Raw genomic sequence first — 19,847 nt, forward strand, 5'->3', positions numbered from 1 at the left:
AACTCCTTATCGAAGTGTCTTCTTTCTCTTTTCATTATCAGTAAATTTAACTCCTACGAGCTTAACTTACTGTCCAGTCAAATGTAGCAGGTTCATCATAAATGCAATGAAAGCCAAACAAGAGGCGCGTATACATGTTTAGCAAACGTCTATATTTGCAACTAAAAAACGAACTATGTTTATAAACCTCAATTTGTATACAGCCCTACTTCACACACACTCAGGTCTGCGTTGGTTACTGCTGGTACTGGCAGTAATAGTTACCTTCAAATCATTCCTGGGCATGTTTGGCAATCCTAAATACGGAAAAATTGACAATATCTTCGCTGCTTCTTTTGTAGGCACTGTCCACTTGCAGGTACTCATTGGGCTAATACTTTACGTCTTTTTAAGCCCACTCACGCAAAGTGCCTTTGCTGACTTTGGGGCTGCAATGAAAAACGCTGAGCTACGATTTTGGGCTGTAGAGCATATCACGGGAATGGTGATAGCTGCAGTACTGGCTCAGGTAGGTCGCAGCAAATCAAAGAAAACTGAAGATGTGAAGAAAAAATACCGGTTTCAAGCAATATTCTTTGCATTATCCTTACTGATCATAGTGCTCAGCATTCCTTGGGATAGGTTCTAAGCACCGTAGAAACAAAACATCAAAAGAGGTTGCTTTTCAAATCGTTAGATTTAGAGAAGCAACCTCTTTCTAGTTTTAGCAAACATTTTTCTTTTTGGATAGTCAAGTAGTAGAATATACTAACTAGACAAAAGCATGGGAACTTCATTAATTGGAATCATCGCAATCATTTGTGCCATCTACGTAATCTATGACGTATGGAGCAATCAAAAAGGAATGTCTGATGGAAACAAACTGCTATGGACCATTCTCGCACTATTTTTTTCCATCATCACTGCGATATTGTATCTCTTGATGGTCAAACGTCGCTAGTTGATCCCTAAAGCACCTCTTCGGATCCAGGTGATATATACAGCCAGTCCTAGTAGCACCATATTTATGGCATAAGGCTCTCCATTGGAAATGTGGACAAACACTGCTCCTACCATGACACAGGCCAAGCCAGTGGCAGCTAATGGCATCAAAACAGCGAACCTGCGAGGCAAAAACAGGGGCGCAAAGACCCCAATAGCTCCGAGCATTTCCAATACAGCAATGATTTTGATCTGAGTGGCTGAAAAATCGCTAACCCATGCCATATTTGGGTCGGTAGCCAATTCCGCATAAGGTGTAGCCAGTTTTAGAGCGCCAGCTCCAAAAAATGCAAAAGCCAGTATCCCTTGTAAGATCCAATTAACAATTTTCATTCGTGCTTTTTGGCTAAATATAGAGCTTTATCCCAACTTTTCGACAAGCTCTTCCCACCGGGTATTGAGCTTTTCCAGCTCAGCTTTTTTGCTTTGATACCTGTTGGTGGTTTTGCTCATTTGGTCCTGATCCTCATAGATATCTGGTCGGGCCAAATCTGCCTCCAGGCGATTTACGTCTGCCTCCAGAGCCTCTATTTTTCCTTCTACTTGTTTGATCTCCTTTTCTATTGCTTTGGATTCCTGATCAGGTTTTGGCTTAGGTGATGCAGCTTTAGTCTTCTCCTTTTTTGCCGGTGCAGTTTCCACCTGACTGGCCTTCTTTTTTTCCTGTTCTTTATTGTACCACCACTCCCATTCTTCATAGGTCCCCGGGTACTCTTTGATTTGCTTATCTTCTATATACCAAATCTTGGTAGCCACTTTCGATATAAAATCACGATCGTGAGACACGAGTAAAAAAGTACCTTCAAACTGCTTCAATGCCTGAACCAAAATACCTACAGACATCATATCCAGGTGGTTAGTGGGCTCATCCAGCATCAAAAAATTAGATTCGGATATTAATGTTTTTGCCAAAGCCACCCGTGACTTTTCTCCCCCACTGAGTACTTTGATTTTCTTGAACACTTCGTCATCCGAAAACAAAAAGCAACCCAAAACCCCACGCAACTCCTGTTCGGTCTTGCCGGATCCTGCCTGCTTCAGCTCTTCCAGTATTTCATTTTCCACATTGAGCGCCTCCAGCTGATGCTGTGCATAAAACGCCGTGGTTACATTGTGCCCTGTTTCTACAGTGCCTTCATGAGGTTCTGTACCAGCCACTATTCTTAGCGCTGTAGACTTTCCTTTTCCATTAGCACCAATAAAAGCAATTTTGTCTCCACGCTCTATGTGGGCATCCGTATTTTCAAGAATCTCCAAATCATCATAAGATTTGGAGACGTTTTGAAGACGCGCCACATGCCTTCCGGATTTGGTGCGAAAGGTAAACTTAAAATCCACCTGAGGCGTATCGTCTACCACTGCATTGATTCGGTCCATTTTTTCCAGCATCTTCACACGAGATTGTGCCTGCTTAGCCTTGGTGGCCTTTGCCTTAAACCGCTCAATAAAACGCTCTGCCTCTCGAATTTTTTGCTGCTGGTTTTCAAAGGCATTTTGCTGGATCTCATTGCGCATTTCCTTTTCCTTCAGGTAAAAGTCATAGTTACCACTGTAAAGGTTTAGCTGATAGCCAGACACTTCTACGATTTTGTTGATCGATGCATTGAGAAATCTGCGGTCGTGAGATACGATGATGCAAGCCCCTTCGTAAGACTGCAAGTAGGTTTCCAGCCATTGAATGGAAGGCAAGTCAAGGTGGTTGGTAGGCTCATCAAGCATGAGTAGCGAAGGCTTTTCCAGCAGAAGCTTCGCTAGCATCACACGCATACGCCATCCACCCGAAAACTCCCGCAATGGGCGCTGCAAGTCTTCTGTACTAAACCCAATGCCTTCTAATATCTCTTCCGCTTTGGCCTGCATGGAATACCCCTCATTGGTTTCAAACCTGTCCTGGAGTTTTGCCAACTGGTCCACAAGCTCATCCCGGTAGTTTTCTTCCATCTCTTTGAGCACCTGATCTATTTGCTCCTGGAGCTTCAGTGTTTCTTTAAATGCCTGCATCGCTACCTGCAGGATAGAGTCATCCGTCATATATGACAGCAGGTCCTGATTGAGAAAACCTATCGTAGTTTCATTACTCATGTTGATCTCTCCAGACGTTTTTTGCACATCCCCTACGATCATTTTGAGCAATGTAGACTTACCTGTTCCGTTTAGACCTATAAGCCCTATGCGATCCTTTGGGCCTATAAACAGTGAAGCATTGTCATATATGGGGCGGTCCCCTATGTAATACGAAAGGTCATTAATACTAATCATGGCGGCAAAGTTAGTATAAATGCCTGCTCTCAGGTATTAGTTTGTAAAGAGTGATTTATATATTCGTGATTCAATTTTTTCCGACTATGCAGCAAAAATCTCTGAGCGTCTTTACGGTGGCTTTTTTCACGGCAATTTTAGTGTTCGGTCAGACCGAAGATCTACACGACTTATTGAAAGGTGAACTGAAAACTCAATTTGAAGAGCTCTCGAAAAAGAGCACACCGGCATATTTTATGAGCTACCGTGTAGCAGACGAACACGCCTTTATCGCACAAGGTGCATTTGGTAGCCTCACTCAGCTCAAAAAAGACGAAGGCCGTACCCTCAATGTGGATGTCCGGGTAGGAAGCTACGAGCAAGACCACAGTGGTGGCGCTTCAAACCATCAAGGCATGGGTGGTTTTGGTGCTATGAGGCTCCCGCTAAACGACAGCCCAGAAGCCATAAGACAGGCTGTTTGGCTTGCCGCTGACCTGAAGTACAAAACGGCGATGCAGGCCTTCCTGATGAGGGACAAATCGGAAGAACAGCAGAAGAAAGACTTTACCAGAGCTGAGCCTACCCAATATCTAGAAAAACCTAAAACCTACCAGATTTCTCAGGAAACCATCAATGAATGGTCTGAGGCTATCACCGGGTGGTCTTCCATATTTAAGGAGCATAAAGACCTGGTAGAAGGAAGTGTGAGCGTGCGTTTTACCTGGGGCACTTACTACTTCCTATCTACAGAAGGGGCTGACATACGTCAAAATCAGTCAAACGCTGAAATTCAAATAGCCGCTTCCATTCGTTCTGAGGATGGGAATATCATTCCCCTACATAAAAGCTACTTTGCAGCAGACTTGTGGAACCTCCCTGCCTATGAGGAAGTGGCCACGGACATAGAAGAAATGACGGAAAAATTACTCCAACTACAAAACGCACCGTTGGCCGAACCCTATGCAGGTCCGGCTATCTTTTCGGGAGGTGCATCTGGAGTGTTTTTTCATGAAATATTCGGACACCGTATAGAAGCTGACAGGCTTACAAAAAATGACGATGCACAAACCTTTAAAGACAAAATAGGCAAGCGAATTTTACCTAAGTTTCTCAACGTAACCTGTGACCCTACCCTGCAGTCAATAGAAGGCGAATACCTCTCTGGAACCTACACCTACGATGACCAGGGCGTGAAAAGTCAAAAAGTTACGTTGGTAGAAAACGGCATCCTCAAAGACTTTTTACGCTCACGCAAACCCCTTTTTACTGGTGAAAAGAGTAATGGACACGCCAGAGCACAGGCAGGGCTCACACCTATGAGTCGGCAGTCGAACCTGCTAGTTACGTCCTCCAATCAGGTTTCTGATGAAAAGTTGAGAAAAGCACTGATCAAAGTATGTAAAAAGCAAAAAAGGGAATTTGGCCTTTTTATAGAGCAAGTAGCCGGCGGCTATACCATGACTAACCGATACACTCCAAACGCCTTTCATATCAACCCTACGGTAGTGTACAAAGTATACACCGACGGACGACCAGATGAACTGGTACGCGGCGTGGACCTGATTGGTACTCCACTTACCATGTTTTCAGAAATAGAAGCCACAGGTACCCAACGAGAAACTTTTTATGGATACTGTGGTGCGGAATCCGGCTATGTACCAGTCACGGCCACTTCCCCGGCGATATTTGTAGGCAAAATCGAAACACAGAAAAAGCCTGAAGTAAACATCGATAGCCCAATTTTAACTGAACCAAACTAGTCTCTACAGCATCATGCTAAAACTATACACAGTACTCACCCTGCTACTTACCAGTGGCATAATCGCTTACGGACAATCTGACACTGATCAGGTAATCATGCGAGCTATGCAGGATGAAATCGAGCGTAACATGGCCGATTTGCAATTAGAAGATTATGAAAAGCCATTTTATGTAAGCTACCTGCTCAGTGACCTCAAAAAGCTGACCATTCAGGCTACTTTGGGAGGCTTGATGAAAAGCTCGCTGGACAGTACACGTAGCTGGACCAACAGGGTAATGGTGGGAAACTATGCCATCAATGATGAAAAGTATGAAGATCCAGGAATCAATTTTGAATCTAGTGGCAACTATTTCAATGAGCTGCCCATAGATAACAATTACGATGGGATTAGAAGAGTACTGTGGCTGGCTACTAACGATGTATACAAGTCTGCTGCCAAACTCTATGCGAGCAAACGTGAACTGCTAGATTTGATAGAAGTAGACAGTCTACCTCTTCCTGATTTTTCCAAAGAACCTGTCATTAACCACCTGAATTTTGACCGGCTACAATTGCCGGATCAGCAGCAAATGGAAGCACAGGTGTTGGACTTAAGTCAGGTGTTTAGCGGCAAACCCAATTTTATACAGCCAATGGTATCTCTTCACGTACTTGGTGGCTTGGTCTATTTTGCAAGCTCGGAAGAAACCATCGCTGTTTTTCCTGTCCAAATGTGCTTACTCTCAGTAAACACCCAATACCTATCTCAAAACAATGAATTTACCAATCAGTCATATTACGCATTTCCTAAACCCGAGGACTTAGCATCAGAGCTGCCAGCCCTCAAAGAAGACCTGATAACCTTCAGGGATGCGATCATAGCTCAAGACGAACTGGAAACCTATGAAGACCTGTATTTCGGGCCGGTAATGCTAAAAGGAAGCGTGGTAGCAGACTTTTTCACCAACAACCTCCTAAACCGCGGATCGCGCTCTATACTAGCCTCTCCTACCTCTTTGGTAAAGCAAGAAACACAGCAAGTGAAAGAGCAGCTTGAGAAGTTAGAAAAGGAGCTCACAAAACCAGGCCCCGTGGTGGCACACAGATCCTTGCAGGTAAGAGCACTGCCCACATTATCAGGTTATAAAGGAATGTCAGTAGCCGGATCATTTCAGGTAGATGCCGAGGGGACCATCCCCCCGGATACGGTTACACTGATCGAAAACGGCAAAATAGTAGAACAGCTGAATGGCCGTACTCCTGCCCCACTTGCACCCAAATCCAATGGCCACATGCGTCTGCAGATAGGCTACGGTCTAAACATCTACAAGTCTTTAGCCCCGGGCGTATTAGAGATCCAAAGTGATCTCAGTACGGCTAAAGACACCTACTCGGTATTAAAAGAAACCGCAGAAAACAATGGACTAAACCATGCCCTTAGCATCAGTGCACTGCCGCTGGCTCATGGGTATTCCACGATGGTAGCTGTATCAAAGCTGGATTTTGACACTGAAACACGAACGCCTGTGAGACTTACTGCCATTAACCTCAACTCCAGCAACGCACTCATGAAATTGTTGGCTACATCTCCTAATCAGCAGCTTACCAACAAACTGCTGGGTATGGGCGGATCTGGCCTGCCCATTTCTATCATAGCTCCAGAGGAAATAGTCATAGACGGGTTTGACTATGACAATTCGCCGCAGCAAGGCTACGGAAACCGAAATTATTCGCCATCCTTGCCCTTGCCAAACAAGTAATTCTTTTACTATTTGATGACCAAATAGCATTACATCAAGGCATTCGTTAATTTTATATCTGCAATCATCACCAAAAATTTGCAGATATGTACGCCTCCAAAAATTCACCGAAGCGAATAGCACTGCTTTTATTCGCGCTAATGCCGTTTTGCCTGCACGCCCAAACGTGGGAAGTTCTGTTTAAAAAAGCAGAAAAGCAGGTAGTAAAAGGCAAGTACCACAAAGTGGAAAAACACATCGCCAAGCTGCGCAAAAAGCACATTGCAAAGAAGTATGGCAATGACGAGTCGCTAGTGCCACTCACGTATGTGATGGAGGCCAAAGCCAATTACCTGCAAGCAGACTTTGAAGCAATGCATCGCAATGCTGCTACTGCTCTCTCCGAGTTGGAAAAATGGAAAGTGGGCCACCCTTACAACTATACCATGGGATTGCTGCGGCTAGTTGATTTGTACAATACCTATGGCAATCACCGCCTGGCGGACAGTCTGACCACCATGGCCGAGCAGCTATCTCCGGCCTACACTCAGACAGAACTCCTTGATCTGGAAATTAAGATGAGACGTGCATTTACCGATGTAGCCCTCGGTAGATATAACCAAACCAGAACATTACTTCAGGAGCTTATCAATACCTGGCCCACCAAACTGCGGTTAAGCTACTCATTCGACAAAGTGACCGGAGAAGATATAGCATACAAAACCCAACTGCTGGTGAAGCTCTTTACCGCAGAGATAGAAATACTCCGTAAGCAAGGAAAATATGAAGAGGCTCTAAAAGTAGCAGATGAACGCAACAAACAAGTCAATCGACTTGCACCAGCCAAATCTGAAGCATACGTACATTTCAGAGTAGAAGAAGCACGAACGCACCTCGACTATGGAGACATCAAACAGGCAGATCGACTTAGCGCCCGAATCGTGGCACTAAAACCACCGGGTAGACTCATGCAAACTGCAGGCGAACTCAACATGTTGGCTGCAGCCACGAACGAAAACTCCTCTGCAGCTATTAGTATTAGCAATCAAATAAAAGCTGCGCTGATAAAGGCTAAGGTAGATCGGGAGTTTACTTATTTCATTTCTGACTATCATAGCGCCATCCTCAAAAGCCTGGAAGAAGATCCCGGCCAAAACCTGGTCGTTCGGTTCAACAGAGTACTGGGCAAATCTAAAAAGCTCCTTCCTGCTGACCACCGCATTCGTACAGAAGCATGCGAGCACGGTCTCAGCTATATATATAGTACACAGCGCTCAGAAAACTTCCCTTTTGCCGAGCGATTCTACAATAAGCTGGGAGAATCGATGGAGCTCCGCTATGGCCCCCAGTCATTGGCCAAGGACATCTACAAAGTAAATCTGGCAGGGTATTACCTCAAATATTCAGAAAAGCCCCGCAAGGCATTTGACATCTTACAAAAAGAACCCTACAAACGTCCTCTGGATGAACTCAGCACCATTCACCCGGACTATGAACGCATTGTGTCTGATCTCATGGAATACTTCACGCTAGTGGGCAATTTTGACTACCCCATCAAGCTCACCAAGGAAGTCCTGCAAGCACTGGAGTCCAACCCAAATGTTACCAAAGAAGCAATCGGCGATAAAATGGTGGAGCTGGCCAAACTGCAAATACAGGGAGGCTACTACAAAGACGCAGAGTACAACACCGACGAAGGCATGAAACTCATCCGCCGAGGTGGCGAACGCAAGTCTGAAGAATACGTCTTTGCGCTGAACAACGCAGCGTACCTATACGGTACCATAGGGCTATATAGCAAAGCCGAACGCTATCTGCGCAGATCACAGAGCATTTACAAAAAGTTATCTACGGTCAATCAGGAGTTGCGCCTACAATCCATTGTGGACCTGGCATTTCTCTACACGCGCATTGGAGAGTACACCCAAACGGAAGAATTGCTCAATCAGGTAATCTCCGAAAGGCGACGATTATACGGCTCACAGAGCCGGCGCCTCATCAAACCTTATGCCGCGTTGGGCGAAATGTACCTCATCCGAGGTGATTACCCGGAAGCAGAGAAAAACATGCGTCAGGCACTCACCATAGCCGAAAAAGTCTTTGGTGATTCTACCCTCATCTTTGCCCAAAACCTCAGCAAACTAGTTAAACTCTATTTGGAACTGGGCAACTATGAAGCAGCTCTAGTGAATGCCACAGATGTCTTGCAAATCCGCGAACAAACCTTGCGAGACAAACACATCCTGTTTGCTGACACCTATAATGACCTGGGTCATATCCACTACTATTTGAAAAGTGATCTGGAGGTAGTGGATCGCTACTATACGCTGGCCAAAGACATTGTGCTCAACAACTTTAGTGACACCCACCCATTGTATGCAGAGGCACTGCGCAACCTGGCATCTGTAGCCCTTCATCGCCAGCAGTACGATGAGGCGCTACAGCTACTCGACCAGGCCGACGAAATATGGAAAGATGCCCTTGCCAACCTCAACCCCAGCTCTGGCGAAGTAGCTAAAATAAAAGGTGACATCTACACCCTTCAGGGAGAATTCAAAGACGCTAGAAAAGAATATGAAAAAGCTTCCAGGTATTTCAAAATCCTCTTTAGCGAAGAGCACCCAGACTACCTAAACACCCAAAGCCGCCTGGCAAGAGCTTATTTTATCAGCAATGAGCTCAATAAAGTGGAGGACATTCTCAGCGAAACCACCACCTCCTACCTCAACTACACGCAAACTTACTTTCCCACGCTGAGCGAAGACGAGAAAGCAAAGTTTTGGAATAAGATCAAAGGGGACTTTGAGTTTTACAATACGGTGGCCGTAAAATACAGTAGTCAAAAAGAGAAATACCTTGAAAACATGTATGATTTCGCTCTGGCTACCAAAGGCCTATTGCTAAACACCTCTATAAAAACCAGAAACAGTATCCTCAATAGTGGGGATTCTACGCTGATCAACCTGTTTAAAGACTGGGTATCTAAAAAAGAATTTCTTACGGCCACCCTGGCCCAAAGTCAGGAACAGCTGACACAAAACGAAATTGATATTCCAAAGCTAAAAGAAGAAATAGCACTGCTGGAAAAACAGCTGAGCGAAAAAAGTTCGGCTTTTCAGGAGTCATTCGAACATAAACTATACGAGTGGAAAGATGTGCGCAAAGCGCTAGAGGACAATGAAGCGGCCATCGAAATAGTCCGTTACCGGGAGTTTGACAGCCGTTTCAATGAAGACAAAGTAAGGTATGCAGCACTGATTCTCACCAGCGAAACCCGCAAAAACCCAGAATTAGTACTCCTGGAAAATGGACTGGATATGGAAACCCGACACTTCAAATACCTTAGAAATACCACGAAATACAAACTACCTGACAACAACTCATTTGGGGTGTACTGGGAGGCTATTTATGAAAAAATACAGGACAAAGAGATCGTTTACCTTTCGCCGGATGGCGTATACAACCAGCTAAACGTAGAGGCGCTCAAAATAAATGATACGGATTACGTCATCGACCGTATGAATGTGCGGGTGGTCAACAACACAAAGACCATTGCTGCACTCCGATCAAAAGACGCCATAAAGGCTACCAAAGATGAAGAACCGAAAGCCATGTCGGCAATGCTCATGGGCAACCCGCTCTACTATCAAAACGAAGAAAACCTGCGCAAAGCCATGAATGAACCCGGCGGGCAGGCCTACGTACCTCAGCTACCCGGCACCGAGCGAGAAGTAAAGCACATCACTGAGCTACTCGAACAGCGGGGATGGTCTATCGCCTACTACCTCGGCGAAAACGCCACCGAAGACCAAATCAAACAAGCACAAAACTATACCCTGGTACACATTGCCACGCACGGTTTTTTTGACGACAAAAGTGAACGCAAAAGTGAAGCTCAACTGCTCCTCGAAGAGGACGACAATCCATTGGATCGCTCAGGGCTACTAGCCGAAGGTGGTGGAGATGTACTGGTAAAAGCTACCAAAAACTATAACATAGACGATGGTGTGCTTACCGCTCATGAGGCCATGAACCTCAACTTTGAAAACACAGAGCTGATTGTGCTCAGTGCCTGCGAAACCGGGCGTGGTGAGATACAGCAAGGAGAAGGCGTTTTTGGTCTGCAACGCTCCTTCCTGGTGGCTGGCGCAGATGCCATTATCATGAGTTTGTTTCAGGTATCAGACGAAGTGACCCAGCAGCTCATGGTGGAGTTTTACAAAAACTGGCTCGAAGGGCAAGACAAGCGTACCGCATTTAACAATGCTCAGCGCAAAATCAAACAAACCTATGCAAACCCGATCTATTGGGGAGCATTTACTATGATTGCAAAAAGCTAAATAATCAAAACAATTTGACCCTGAATTCGAATAGATAAACATGAAGAACCTAATACTACTACTTTCGGTGTGGAGCATGATAGCCTGCTCATCTACCGATCAGAAAACGGCAAACAACCAGCCAATACAACAAGACACAGCGCTTCTGGACACTACAGGGTTGCAGCTAGACCAGCTGGTTCTTCCTGAAGGTTTTGAGATTGCACTCTATGCAAGGGTGAAAAACGCTCGGCAAATGGACATGAGTCCTGATGGCACCTTGTTCGTAGGAAACCGCGGTGAAGACAAAGTCTATGCACTCAAAGATACCGATGGAGACTTCCAGGCTAATGAAAGTTATGTACTGGGAGAAGAACTCCGCATGCCAAATGGAGTGGCCTTCAAAGATGGCGACCTGTATGTGGCGGAAGTGAGTAAAATCTGGAAATTTCCCAACATAGAAGAGAACCTGAAAGCTCCCCAAAAAGAGCTGATCTATGAAGACTACCCAGAGGATGGGCACCACGGCTGGAAGTACATTGCTTTTGGGCCAGACAATAAGCTCTATGTGCCAGTAGGCGCTCCGTGCAATATCTGCGAAAGTAAGGATGAAGTCTATGCCAGTATCACTCGCATGAATCCAGACGGAACAGAAATGGAAATCTACGCCCATGGCGTGAGAAATACCGTTGGGTTTGCCTGGCACCCAGATACGAAAGAGCTGTATTTTACGGATAATGGCAGAGACATGATGGGTGACGATCTACCACCCTGTGAGCTAAACAGAGCCACGAAAGCAGGTCAGCATTTTGGCTACCCGTATTGCCATGGAGGCTTTATTAAAGATCCCGAATTTGGAGACAAAAGGCCCTGTGATGATTTTGTAAAACCAGCACAAAACCTGGGACCTCACGTAGCTCCTTTGGGCATGAAATTTTATACCGGCAAGATGTTTCCAGACACCTATCACAAGCGCATCTTTATCGCCGAGCACGGCTCATGGAACCGCTCACAAGAAGCTGGACACACTGGTCATAAGATCACTACAGTCACATTGGATGAAACCGGTGAAGGCATTGCTTATGAGGACTTTATCACGGGTTTTCTAAACAAAGAAACCAATAAGGCGTGGGGAAGACCTGTAGATGTACTGGTACTGGATGATGGATCACTACTCATCTCCGACGACCTGAAGGGTGCCATCTATCGGGTAACCTATAGCGGCTAGCAACACATCAAGGTAAGCCGCTTCAACAGCGGCTTACTTACCTCACTACATATGGTTTTGTAATATATCGGCCAGCGACTCCTTGGTCAGAGGTTTTGTTTGAAAATTGGCCACTACATCCATAGAGTTTGCCAATTTGATATCATCTGGATTATCTGAGGTGGTAAGCATCACGATCACTCGTTCTTTTGACTGCCTGTCAGCCAACTTTTTATACTCATCCAGAAATTCCCATCCATTCATCCCTGGCATGTTGATGTCCAAAAAAATCAAATCTGGCCCAGATTCTGACTCCCCTATTGCTGACAAATAATCCAGCGCTTCCTCGCCTGTTTCTTTGACCACTATGGACCTGGTTACCTGACTTTTTCTTATGACACGTTCATGAAAAAAATTATCATCTTCATTGTCATCTATCAACATTATACAATCTACAGTCTTCATGCTATTTGCCGCTCGGTGGGAATTGTAAATATAAAATCACTGCCTACACCTTCAGTGGATTCTACCCATAGTTTGCCCCCATGCATTTCTACTATTTTCTTACAGCTTGATAGGCCTATACCATCGCCAGAGTACTTCTGCTGAGCGTGCAGTCTCTGAAAAATATAAAAAATCCGATCAAAATCCTTTTCACGTATACCGATCCCATTATCAGACACAGTGAACCGCACCTCTTGGGCTCCTTGCTCTGCCAGTACCTGAATGCGAACGGGTTTGTCACGTTTTCTAAACTTTATCGCATTTCCTAATAGGTTTTGAAATACCAGAGCAAGCTCCACTTCATAGGCCTTGATCGTAGGCAGTTGACCAACTTCCACGTGCACATTGCTTTCTTTCAATGCCGAATCCAGGTCCTGAAGTACAGCCTCTAAAAGTTGATTGGTATCTGTTTCTACTAGCTCGGCACTTTGTCCTAACCTGGAATAATTGAGCAACGACTTTACCAATGCTCGCATGCGAGACGTGGCTTTATCTATGGTGCTGAGGTAGTTTTTTACTTCTTTGGGCAGCTGCTCACCAAAGTCTTCTTCAATCACCTGAATGAAATTAGACACTGTACGGAGAGGCTCCTGCAAATCATGCGAAGCAATGTAATTAAACTGCTTCAGCTCCTCATTCTTGAGCTCCAATGCCAGCAGATTACCTCGCACTTCTTCCATTTTTTTGCGTTCGGATAGATCCGTGGCTATACACAAATACCCCTTTACCACTCCTTCACTGTTTTTGATGGCTGACACTACCAACTGCACCGGAAACTGCTGACCATTGCGGTGTACATAGGTCCACTCCCGTGAATCATAGCTCCTAAGCCGGGCCTTGGCCACTACGCCTTCTATACCTGTAACCTCCCGATTGAGCTCTGTCGAAAGTGCTATACTACGCTTGGCCAGTTCTACAGGATCATGGAAAAACAGAATACTTTCACGGTCGATCATGTCCTCCGCATCATACCCCAGCATCACACTGGCCCCCTGGCTAAAATGACGAATGACTCCATGGGTGTCACAGCTAACTATAGCCACCTGATTACTAGACTTGAATATGGCCGAAAGCTCTTCATTTTTCCGCCACAAGTGCTCCTCAGCTTTTTTCAATGCGGAGATATCGGTAACGTGCATGGCTATACCTCCTACTTTACCCTCTGAAACATACCAAGGCCTGGCCTCCCAAATAAGCCATTGCTGGCTTCCGTCAGCATGAGTCAACACCTCTTTTTCGCTTCGGTGTACTTTCCCTGTAAGGCATTCATAGTGAATGGGCCTCCATCGCTCTTTCCATTCTGGAAAAACCTCATAAAAACTGGAGCCTACCAGTGAGTTTTTGGAAATCTTAAAATCCGAAAGCCATTTCTCAGAATGAGCCACAAATTTCATATCCGTGTCAAAAATGGCCATTGCAGAAGGTGTGTCTCGAATAAAAATTTCTAATAAACTCAGATCTTCATTCAACCGCTTTTCTGCTTCCTTTTGGACAGTGACGTCCTGACACGTACCTACCATCTCCACTACCTCCCCAGCATCGTTTACATACACATGCCCCATGAGATGAATCATTTTGGTAGTACCAGCTGAAGTTACTATTCGATGATAAAAATGATGAAACTTCTTTTCCGAAATACTCTTTTGAACACAAGAAGTCACATACTCGGCATCTTCAGGATGTACAAATCCGAAATAGGTTTCGTAGGTCAGCTGGCTATCACGTGGTTGACCAAAAATATCAAACAAGTTGTCAGACCACCTCACAGTATTGGTGATCAGGTCCCACTGCCAGTGCCCCATCACTACAATCTTTTCAGCAAAGCTCAATAAATGGTTTTTGCGTTTCAACTCCTCAGCAGCAGCCTCATCTTTAGAGGCATCTCTGATGTACACCAACATTGACCTGTTTCCGTCTACATGTACCGGGTATGCCGATAGGTCTATGGGCACTTCCCGCTGATCCTTCCTCACGATATACAATTCCCGGTTTTTAGAAAATTGAATGGATGCCTTCTCCTTAAATATCTTCTCCAGATGTTGCGAATGTGTTTTTCGCAAGCGCTCGGGAATCACTTTGGTTATTTGCATTGCGTTAAGTTCTTCGTGTGAATAGCCCAGCAATCGCACAGCCTGATCATTGGCTCTATGGATGTAATCACCTTCTCCAACTATTAGAATAGCGTCCGAAGAAGATGCTAGGAGCTGATCATACTGCCTCCGTTCTATTAGTTTTTTATCTACAGGTATACCCGAAAGCGCATAGCCCTCGTCTTCATTTCTAAAGACATATAATCGTATAGGAACGAATTCTCCCGATTTTGTTCTTAAATTGATGAGGTCATCAGCTATTCCATGCTCTTCACTCTGTGCCAACATTCCATCAATATTGGCCTGGTCCATAGGCATCAGATCACCAAAACGGAGTCCAACGACATCTTTCTCCCAGAATCCCGTCACTTTAGCCGCAGCAGCATCCCAACGCACGATCAAGCCTGCAGCATCTAATCCAACAAAAAAGGACCCTGAAGCCTCCAGGTACTTGTCGAGCTGTCCCTTCTGATTACTCAGCTTATGAAACGAAGCATCTAGTTTCTTAACAAATGAAAGAGAAATAAACAGACCGGCAGCTAGCAATGCTCCAAACACTAACAGTATAAGGTCACTTTGACCCATTATAAGAATTAACACTACAGCACCCAGGCCTGTAAAACCAAATACAAAGGCAGATTGCTTTACCACCTTGCTCGACTCACTGGCATGTACTAAAAGCTGCTGGCGCAAATACCAGCATACGCCAACTACCAAACAACATAAGAATCCGAAAAAAACATTGATCAAGAGAGCTGAAGCTGGCATAATATTTTACAGGATGATGGAAGGTATTTCCTGACAAACTATAAGATTATCTGCACTTTACTGTCTACTTTTCGTTGATACTGCGAGATCACCCCCTGAACTCACTGATATTCTCGCTCAGTTATTTATCTGACCGGAAGCCATAGCGCACCTGTTGCCAAAATCGTTTTGGAAACCGCTCTACACCAGGAAATCCAAGTTTGATATCACGGCCTTCATATGGAGTATAGTTGGTGCGGAAAAGGAAATCCCAAACACTAAGGGTCAACCCGAAATTCACGCCGTATTTTCGCTCTTTTGGCAAATCATGTGCATGGTGCCAAATATGCATCTGTGGATTGTTAAAGACATATTTGAGGGGTCCAAGTCGCAACTTTACATTGGAATGATTGAAATGCCCCACTGCAAGGGTAAAGATGTGTATGATGAAAAAATCGCGCAGCCCTATCCCAATCAGCGCAAGGGGGATATACTCTAAGGTACGGTACACCACATTTTCCATCCAGTGGTAGCGCAGGTGTGCTGCAAACCCCATCTCCTCTACCGAATGGTGCACCTTATGAAACTCCCATAGCCATGGCACACGGTGTAGCAGCCGGTGCGTCCACCACTGCACAAAATCGCGCACTACAAAGCCTAGCAGCAGGTGCCCCCATAGAGGCCAGCTCATTACCTCAAACGCCACCAGATTGGTGATGCCCACACTGGCAAGGGCCTGATTAAAAAAATGAACCACTACATTGGAAGCCGCATTGTAGATGATCAGCGAAAACAGGAAAAAATTGAAAAACATGTAGAACAGATCCAGCCAAAAGTCTTTCCTAAGCAAAGCCTGCTCTTTGCGCCAGGGCACAATGAGCTCTAGGAATAAAAACACCAGCGATACTCCTACCAGCCAATAGAAATAGTTGTGCCAGCCGGGATTGGTGATCTCATTCCACAGATAATGCGCATAGCCTGTGTATCCATCAATAAACTGTTGTATCCACTCCACGGCACAAAGATACGTCAGCTCCTTTCATCCTTTTGTAACCTGCATTACACACCACCTACATCTGATAGATGCATGTATATTTGCGGCCTAAACGCACACCATGTCAACAACCATTCTCTCCACCAGAGGGCTTTCCATGTCGTATCAGGATCAGCACGTGCTTCACCACGTAGATCTCATTATCCGATCAGGTGAAGTGCTAGGCGTCATAGGCCGTAGTGGATCTGGAAAAACTACACTGGTAAGACTATTGGCCGGCTTGCTACAACCTGATAGTGGACAAGTGCTCTATGAGGGTGAGGAGCTGGAAGGCCCAGAAGATAAACTGGTACCCGGCCATGAAGAAATCCGTCTCGTGCATCAGGACTTTAAGCTAAAGCATAAAATGACTGTGCGAGAGAACATCCGGTATGAACTACTGAGCTATGTGGATGAATACCAGCAAGAGCGTATAGAGGCTCTCATGAAGCTCTGTAACATTACCCATCTACAAGATACAGACATTGCTTACATCTCCGGAGGTGAAAAACAGCGGGTAGCTATTGCCAGGGCTATGGCTACTGAACCCGCAGTGGTGCTTATGGATGAGCCCTTTAGCAACCTGGACCTGATGACCAAAGCGGAGCTGCTTTCTGAGATCAAGCAGATAGCATCATCTACTGACACGGCCATCGTGCTCATCACTCACGACACTCGCGATGCCCTGGAAGTAGCGGATCGTCTGGCCGTACTGCAGGCAGGCAAAATCGTACAGATGGCTCCTACCCATGAAATCTACCAGTCACCAGCTTCTCCCTATGTAGCCGGACTCTTTGGGCTCTACTCAGAATTATCTAGCGAAGAGCTACATCAGCTCTCAGGCACTCCACCACAAACTCCAGCAGATAAGTATGGACTGTGGCCAGAAGACATTTACGCTACTACAGACTCTTCCGGTGAAGCACAGGTAACTACTGTCGCCTTTTTGGGTGCTTACCATCGCTTGCGCATCCAATGGAAAAACCACACACTTTGGGCCTACGACCCTCAAAAAAACGTCCAACAAGGGGATACCGTCCGAATATCTGTAAATTTTCAAAATGCCTTTCCGCTCTCATAGCCACCTTTTCGTCTGGTATATTTCCCATCACAAAACTTGTCACTAGATTAGCATCATGAACAAACCGGCATTTGACGATATCTTTATGGAACTGGCCGTGAACCTCGCTAAGAGGAGTCACTGCATCAAACGCCACGTAGGCGCAGTGCTCACTAAAGACACACGCATTATCTCCATCGGGTACAATGGACCTCCGCCGGGTACGCACAACTGTGACGAGGAGTTTCCAGAAGAAGGATGCCCTAAAGACTCCAAAGGAGGTTGCTCGCTGGCCATCCATGCCGAGCAAAATGCGATCCTTTATGCCGTGAAAAACAAAGCCACTGTGGAAGGGTCAACGCTCTATGTGACACTCTCCCCTTGCCTCGCCTGTGCCCGGGTAATCTACACTGCCGGGGTAGAAAAGGTGATTTACCTCAACTCCTACGCTGAATACAAAGGCATAGCATCTGATGAAGGGGTTGATTTTTTACGCAAGTTTGGAGTAGCCGTAGAAAAATACGATGGACAGATTGAACATGTCACTGAGCTTATTTGAGGATGGGGTTTATTTTGCTGTAAAATGTATATGTGTGAAGCACGCGTTAAAAACGCGCGCTAGCTATAGCACTTGATACGGCAGGTAATTATTTCATTACCAGAAAAATAAGCTGTGCCTATTTGGACCGTGATACAAGAACAGGTTGCAACCAGGCCATTTGGTACATGAGTTCCTCTATAGGATTGGGATGTGGTTTAGTAGAAGTGACCCTACAACGTACAAAAAGCAAATCGTCGGTATACTCAAAAATCGCCTCAGTGGCCGTTACCTTTTTGAGTACTTCTGCTTCTTGTTTTCCAGCTTTGCAGCCTATAAACTCAATCTCATAGCTGACATCCGGTTCTGCTTCCACAGCTACATGGTAATGGGTATTGGTGACATCTACTTTGGAAAGTGATACCCCCGTACTAGCATAGAAATCTCCTGACTCCATAGCGTCAATAATGGCATGGCTATGTAGCGAATCTGCACGTACTACGATCCAACCTCTACCCGAATTGCTCCACCTTCGGCCTTTGCGGTGATAGTTATGAGAATCATCAGTGGCCAGCCCATAAATAAGAGGCTTGTTTTGAACCACATAGGCTCTATTGATACGATCCCACATTTGCTCGGTAGACAGGTGTGCAGAATCTCCGAGGTTACGCACCAAATGGTGTCCATTGTAAACCTCAAAAAATCGCTCATTTTGTAGCGCTATCATATCCTCAAGACTCACAGCATACTGATAATTCGGATGATTTACATGCGCAATCATCGGCACACCCGATTCCTCTCTTTGTTTCAAAACAGCATTGAGATTGTATTGGAGTACCTCCAATACACTGTTTCCCCCTTGAGGAGCAATTTCTTCTTGTACATTGATCGCCCCCATATGTAGCGGCTTACTTTCAAAATGATCTGAAATTTCTTCTGCCCTGAGTATCAAAAATTTTTCATGCTCCTCAAAAAGAGGCTTGTATTCGTCGTATGTCTTCAGCTTTACCCACGTGCTACCAAGAGAATCTAACCGGTATTTGACCCAATCAGTACCGTAAGTGTTGAGGTAGTTTTGAAAAGCATTCTGATACAGCGAATCTTTACGCAACCGCTTCCACTTATCCCCTCTGGCGAGGGTATTGTGATCAGAAAGAGCCACAAACTGGTATCCATTTGACTTGTACCAATCCATAATCACCTCAGGAAACTCATCCCCATCACTCCAGTAGGAATGTGTGTGAAGGTTGCCTTTGTACCACTGGCTGCTGGGTAGCTCTTTTTTTTGGGTACAGCTGCTTAAGCAAACAGCGACAAAAACAGGTATCAGTTTAAAAAATCTCATGGGCCAAAATTAAGCAATTGCGAGCAACCCTTAGCACATACATACATGCGATCCTCTACGCAGTGAAAAACAAAGCCACCGTAGAAGGGTCAACGCTCTATGTGACGCTCTCCCCTTGCCTCGCCTGTGCCAGAGTAATCTATACTGCCGGGGTAGAAAAGGTGATCTACCTCATCTCCTACGCTGAATACAAAGGCATAGCATCTGATGAAGGGGTTGATTTTTTACGCAAGTTTGGAGTAGCCGTAGAAAAATACGATGGACAGATTGAACATGTCACTGAGCTTATTTGAGGATGGGTT

General features: G+C 45.3%; 14 protein-coding genes and 1 pseudogene. 9 read left to right on the forward strand and 6 right to left on the reverse strand.

The window, feature by feature from the left end; all coding sequences use genetic code 11:
* The first annotated feature begins 175 nt into the window (after positions 1 to 175).
* Together C7460_RS22605 and C7460_RS22610 are read left to right on the forward strand one after the other, a co-directional pair.
* The gene (locus C7460_RS22605; RefSeq protein ID WP_115870423.1) at positions 176 to 628 is read left to right on the forward strand and encodes a hypothetical protein; all 453 of its coding nucleotides are present in this window, start codon (positions 176 to 178) and stop codon (positions 626 to 628) included.
* A gap of 135 nt (positions 629 to 763) precedes the next feature.
* Positions 764 to 940, forward strand: coding sequence for a PLDc N-terminal domain-containing protein (locus C7460_RS22610; protein ID WP_115870424.1), 177 nt, complete (start codon positions 764 to 766; stop codon positions 938 to 940).
* Here the strand turns inward: C7460_RS22610 and C7460_RS22615 are convergent.
* Positions 937 to 1,314: a DoxX family protein gene (locus tag C7460_RS22615; RefSeq protein ID WP_115870425.1), complete on the reverse strand. Its 378-nt coding sequence runs from the start codon at positions 1,312 to 1,314 to the stop codon at positions 937 to 939. The genes C7460_RS22610 and C7460_RS22615 overlap by 4 nt on opposite strands.
* A gap of 27 nt (positions 1,315 to 1,341) precedes the next feature.
* Entirely contained in the window at positions 1,342 to 3,240 is a 1,899-nt protein-coding gene (locus tag C7460_RS22620) for an ABC-F family ATP-binding cassette domain-containing protein (RefSeq protein WP_115870426.1), read from the reverse strand.
* An 86-nt stretch (positions 3,241 to 3,326) separates the two neighbouring features.
* On the opposite strand from C7460_RS22620, the gene C7460_RS22625 reads away from it, so the two are divergent.
* The 4 genes from C7460_RS22625 (at position 3,327) to C7460_RS22640 (ending at position 12,249) form a co-directional block, all read left to right on the forward strand.
* A complete protein-coding gene (locus C7460_RS22625; RefSeq protein WP_115870427.1) occupies positions 3,327 to 4,982 on the forward strand; it encodes a TldD/PmbA family protein in 1,656 nt (551 codons plus the stop codon).
* A gap of 13 nt (positions 4,983 to 4,995) precedes the next feature.
* Positions 4,996 to 6,723, forward strand: a complete 1,728-nt coding sequence (locus C7460_RS22630) for a hypothetical protein (protein ID WP_115870428.1) — start codon at positions 4,996 to 4,998, stop codon at positions 6,721 to 6,723.
* Between the two features lie 86 nt (positions 6,724 to 6,809).
* The gene (locus C7460_RS22635; RefSeq protein ID WP_115870429.1) at positions 6,810 to 11,042 is read left to right on the forward strand and encodes a CHAT domain-containing protein; all 4,233 of its coding nucleotides are present in this window, start codon (positions 6,810 to 6,812) and stop codon (positions 11,040 to 11,042) included.
* A 40-nt stretch (positions 11,043 to 11,082) separates the two neighbouring features.
* Positions 11,083 to 12,249 (forward strand): PQQ-dependent sugar dehydrogenase, encoded by a 1,167-nt coding sequence (locus C7460_RS22640; RefSeq protein WP_115870430.1) that lies wholly within the window; start codon positions 11,083 to 11,085, stop codon positions 12,247 to 12,249.
* 45 nt (positions 12,250 to 12,294) lie between these two features.
* On the opposite strand, the gene C7460_RS22645 is transcribed toward C7460_RS22640, so the two are convergent.
* The 3 genes from C7460_RS22645 to C7460_RS22655 form a co-directional block, all read right to left on the reverse strand.
* Positions 12,295 to 12,693: a response regulator gene (locus tag C7460_RS22645; protein WP_115870431.1), complete on the reverse strand. Its 399-nt coding sequence runs from the start codon at positions 12,691 to 12,693 to the stop codon at positions 12,295 to 12,297.
* Positions 12,690 to 15,590: a PAS domain S-box protein gene (locus C7460_RS22650; RefSeq protein ID WP_115870432.1), complete on the reverse strand. Its 2,901-nt coding sequence runs from the start codon at positions 15,588 to 15,590 to the stop codon at positions 12,690 to 12,692. The genes C7460_RS22645 and C7460_RS22650 overlap by 4 nt, the downstream gene beginning before the upstream one ends.
* A gap of 121 nt (positions 15,591 to 15,711) precedes the next feature.
* Complete coding sequence (locus tag C7460_RS22655) at positions 15,712 to 16,584, reverse strand: sterol desaturase family protein (RefSeq protein WP_115870433.1); 873 nt, start codon at positions 16,582 to 16,584, stop codon at positions 15,712 to 15,714.
* Positions 16,585 to 16,684: 100 nt separating this feature from the next.
* On the opposite strand from C7460_RS22655, the gene C7460_RS22660 reads away from it, so the two are divergent.
* Positions 16,685 to 17,683: an ABC transporter ATP-binding protein gene (locus C7460_RS22660; RefSeq protein ID WP_115870434.1), complete on the forward strand. Its 999-nt coding sequence runs from the start codon at positions 16,685 to 16,687 to the stop codon at positions 17,681 to 17,683.
* A gap of 55 nt (positions 17,684 to 17,738) precedes the next feature.
* A complete protein-coding gene (locus C7460_RS22665; RefSeq protein ID WP_115870435.1) occupies positions 17,739 to 18,221 on the forward strand; it encodes a deoxycytidylate deaminase in 483 nt (160 codons plus the stop codon).
* A 118-nt stretch (positions 18,222 to 18,339) separates the two neighbouring features.
* Here the strand turns inward: C7460_RS22665 and C7460_RS22670 are convergent, their stop codons facing one another.
* The gene (locus tag C7460_RS22670) at positions 18,340 to 19,545 is read right to left on the reverse strand and encodes a CehA/McbA family metallohydrolase domain-containing protein (RefSeq protein ID WP_115870436.1); all 1,206 of its coding nucleotides are present in this window, start codon (positions 19,543 to 19,545) and stop codon (positions 18,340 to 18,342) included.
* A gap of 44 nt (positions 19,546 to 19,589) precedes the next feature.
* Between C7460_RS22670 and C7460_RS22675 the strand changes: the two are divergent.
* A pseudogene (locus tag C7460_RS22675) lies at positions 19,590 to 19,838 on the forward strand (deaminase); the annotation flags it as partial.
* Positions 19,839 to 19,847: the final 9 nt, after the last annotated feature.

Source organism: Marinoscillum furvescens DSM 4134, from assembly GCF_003386095.1.
Taxonomy (GTDB): Bacteria; Bacteroidota; Bacteroidia; order Cytophagales; family Cyclobacteriaceae; genus Marinoscillum; species Marinoscillum furvescens.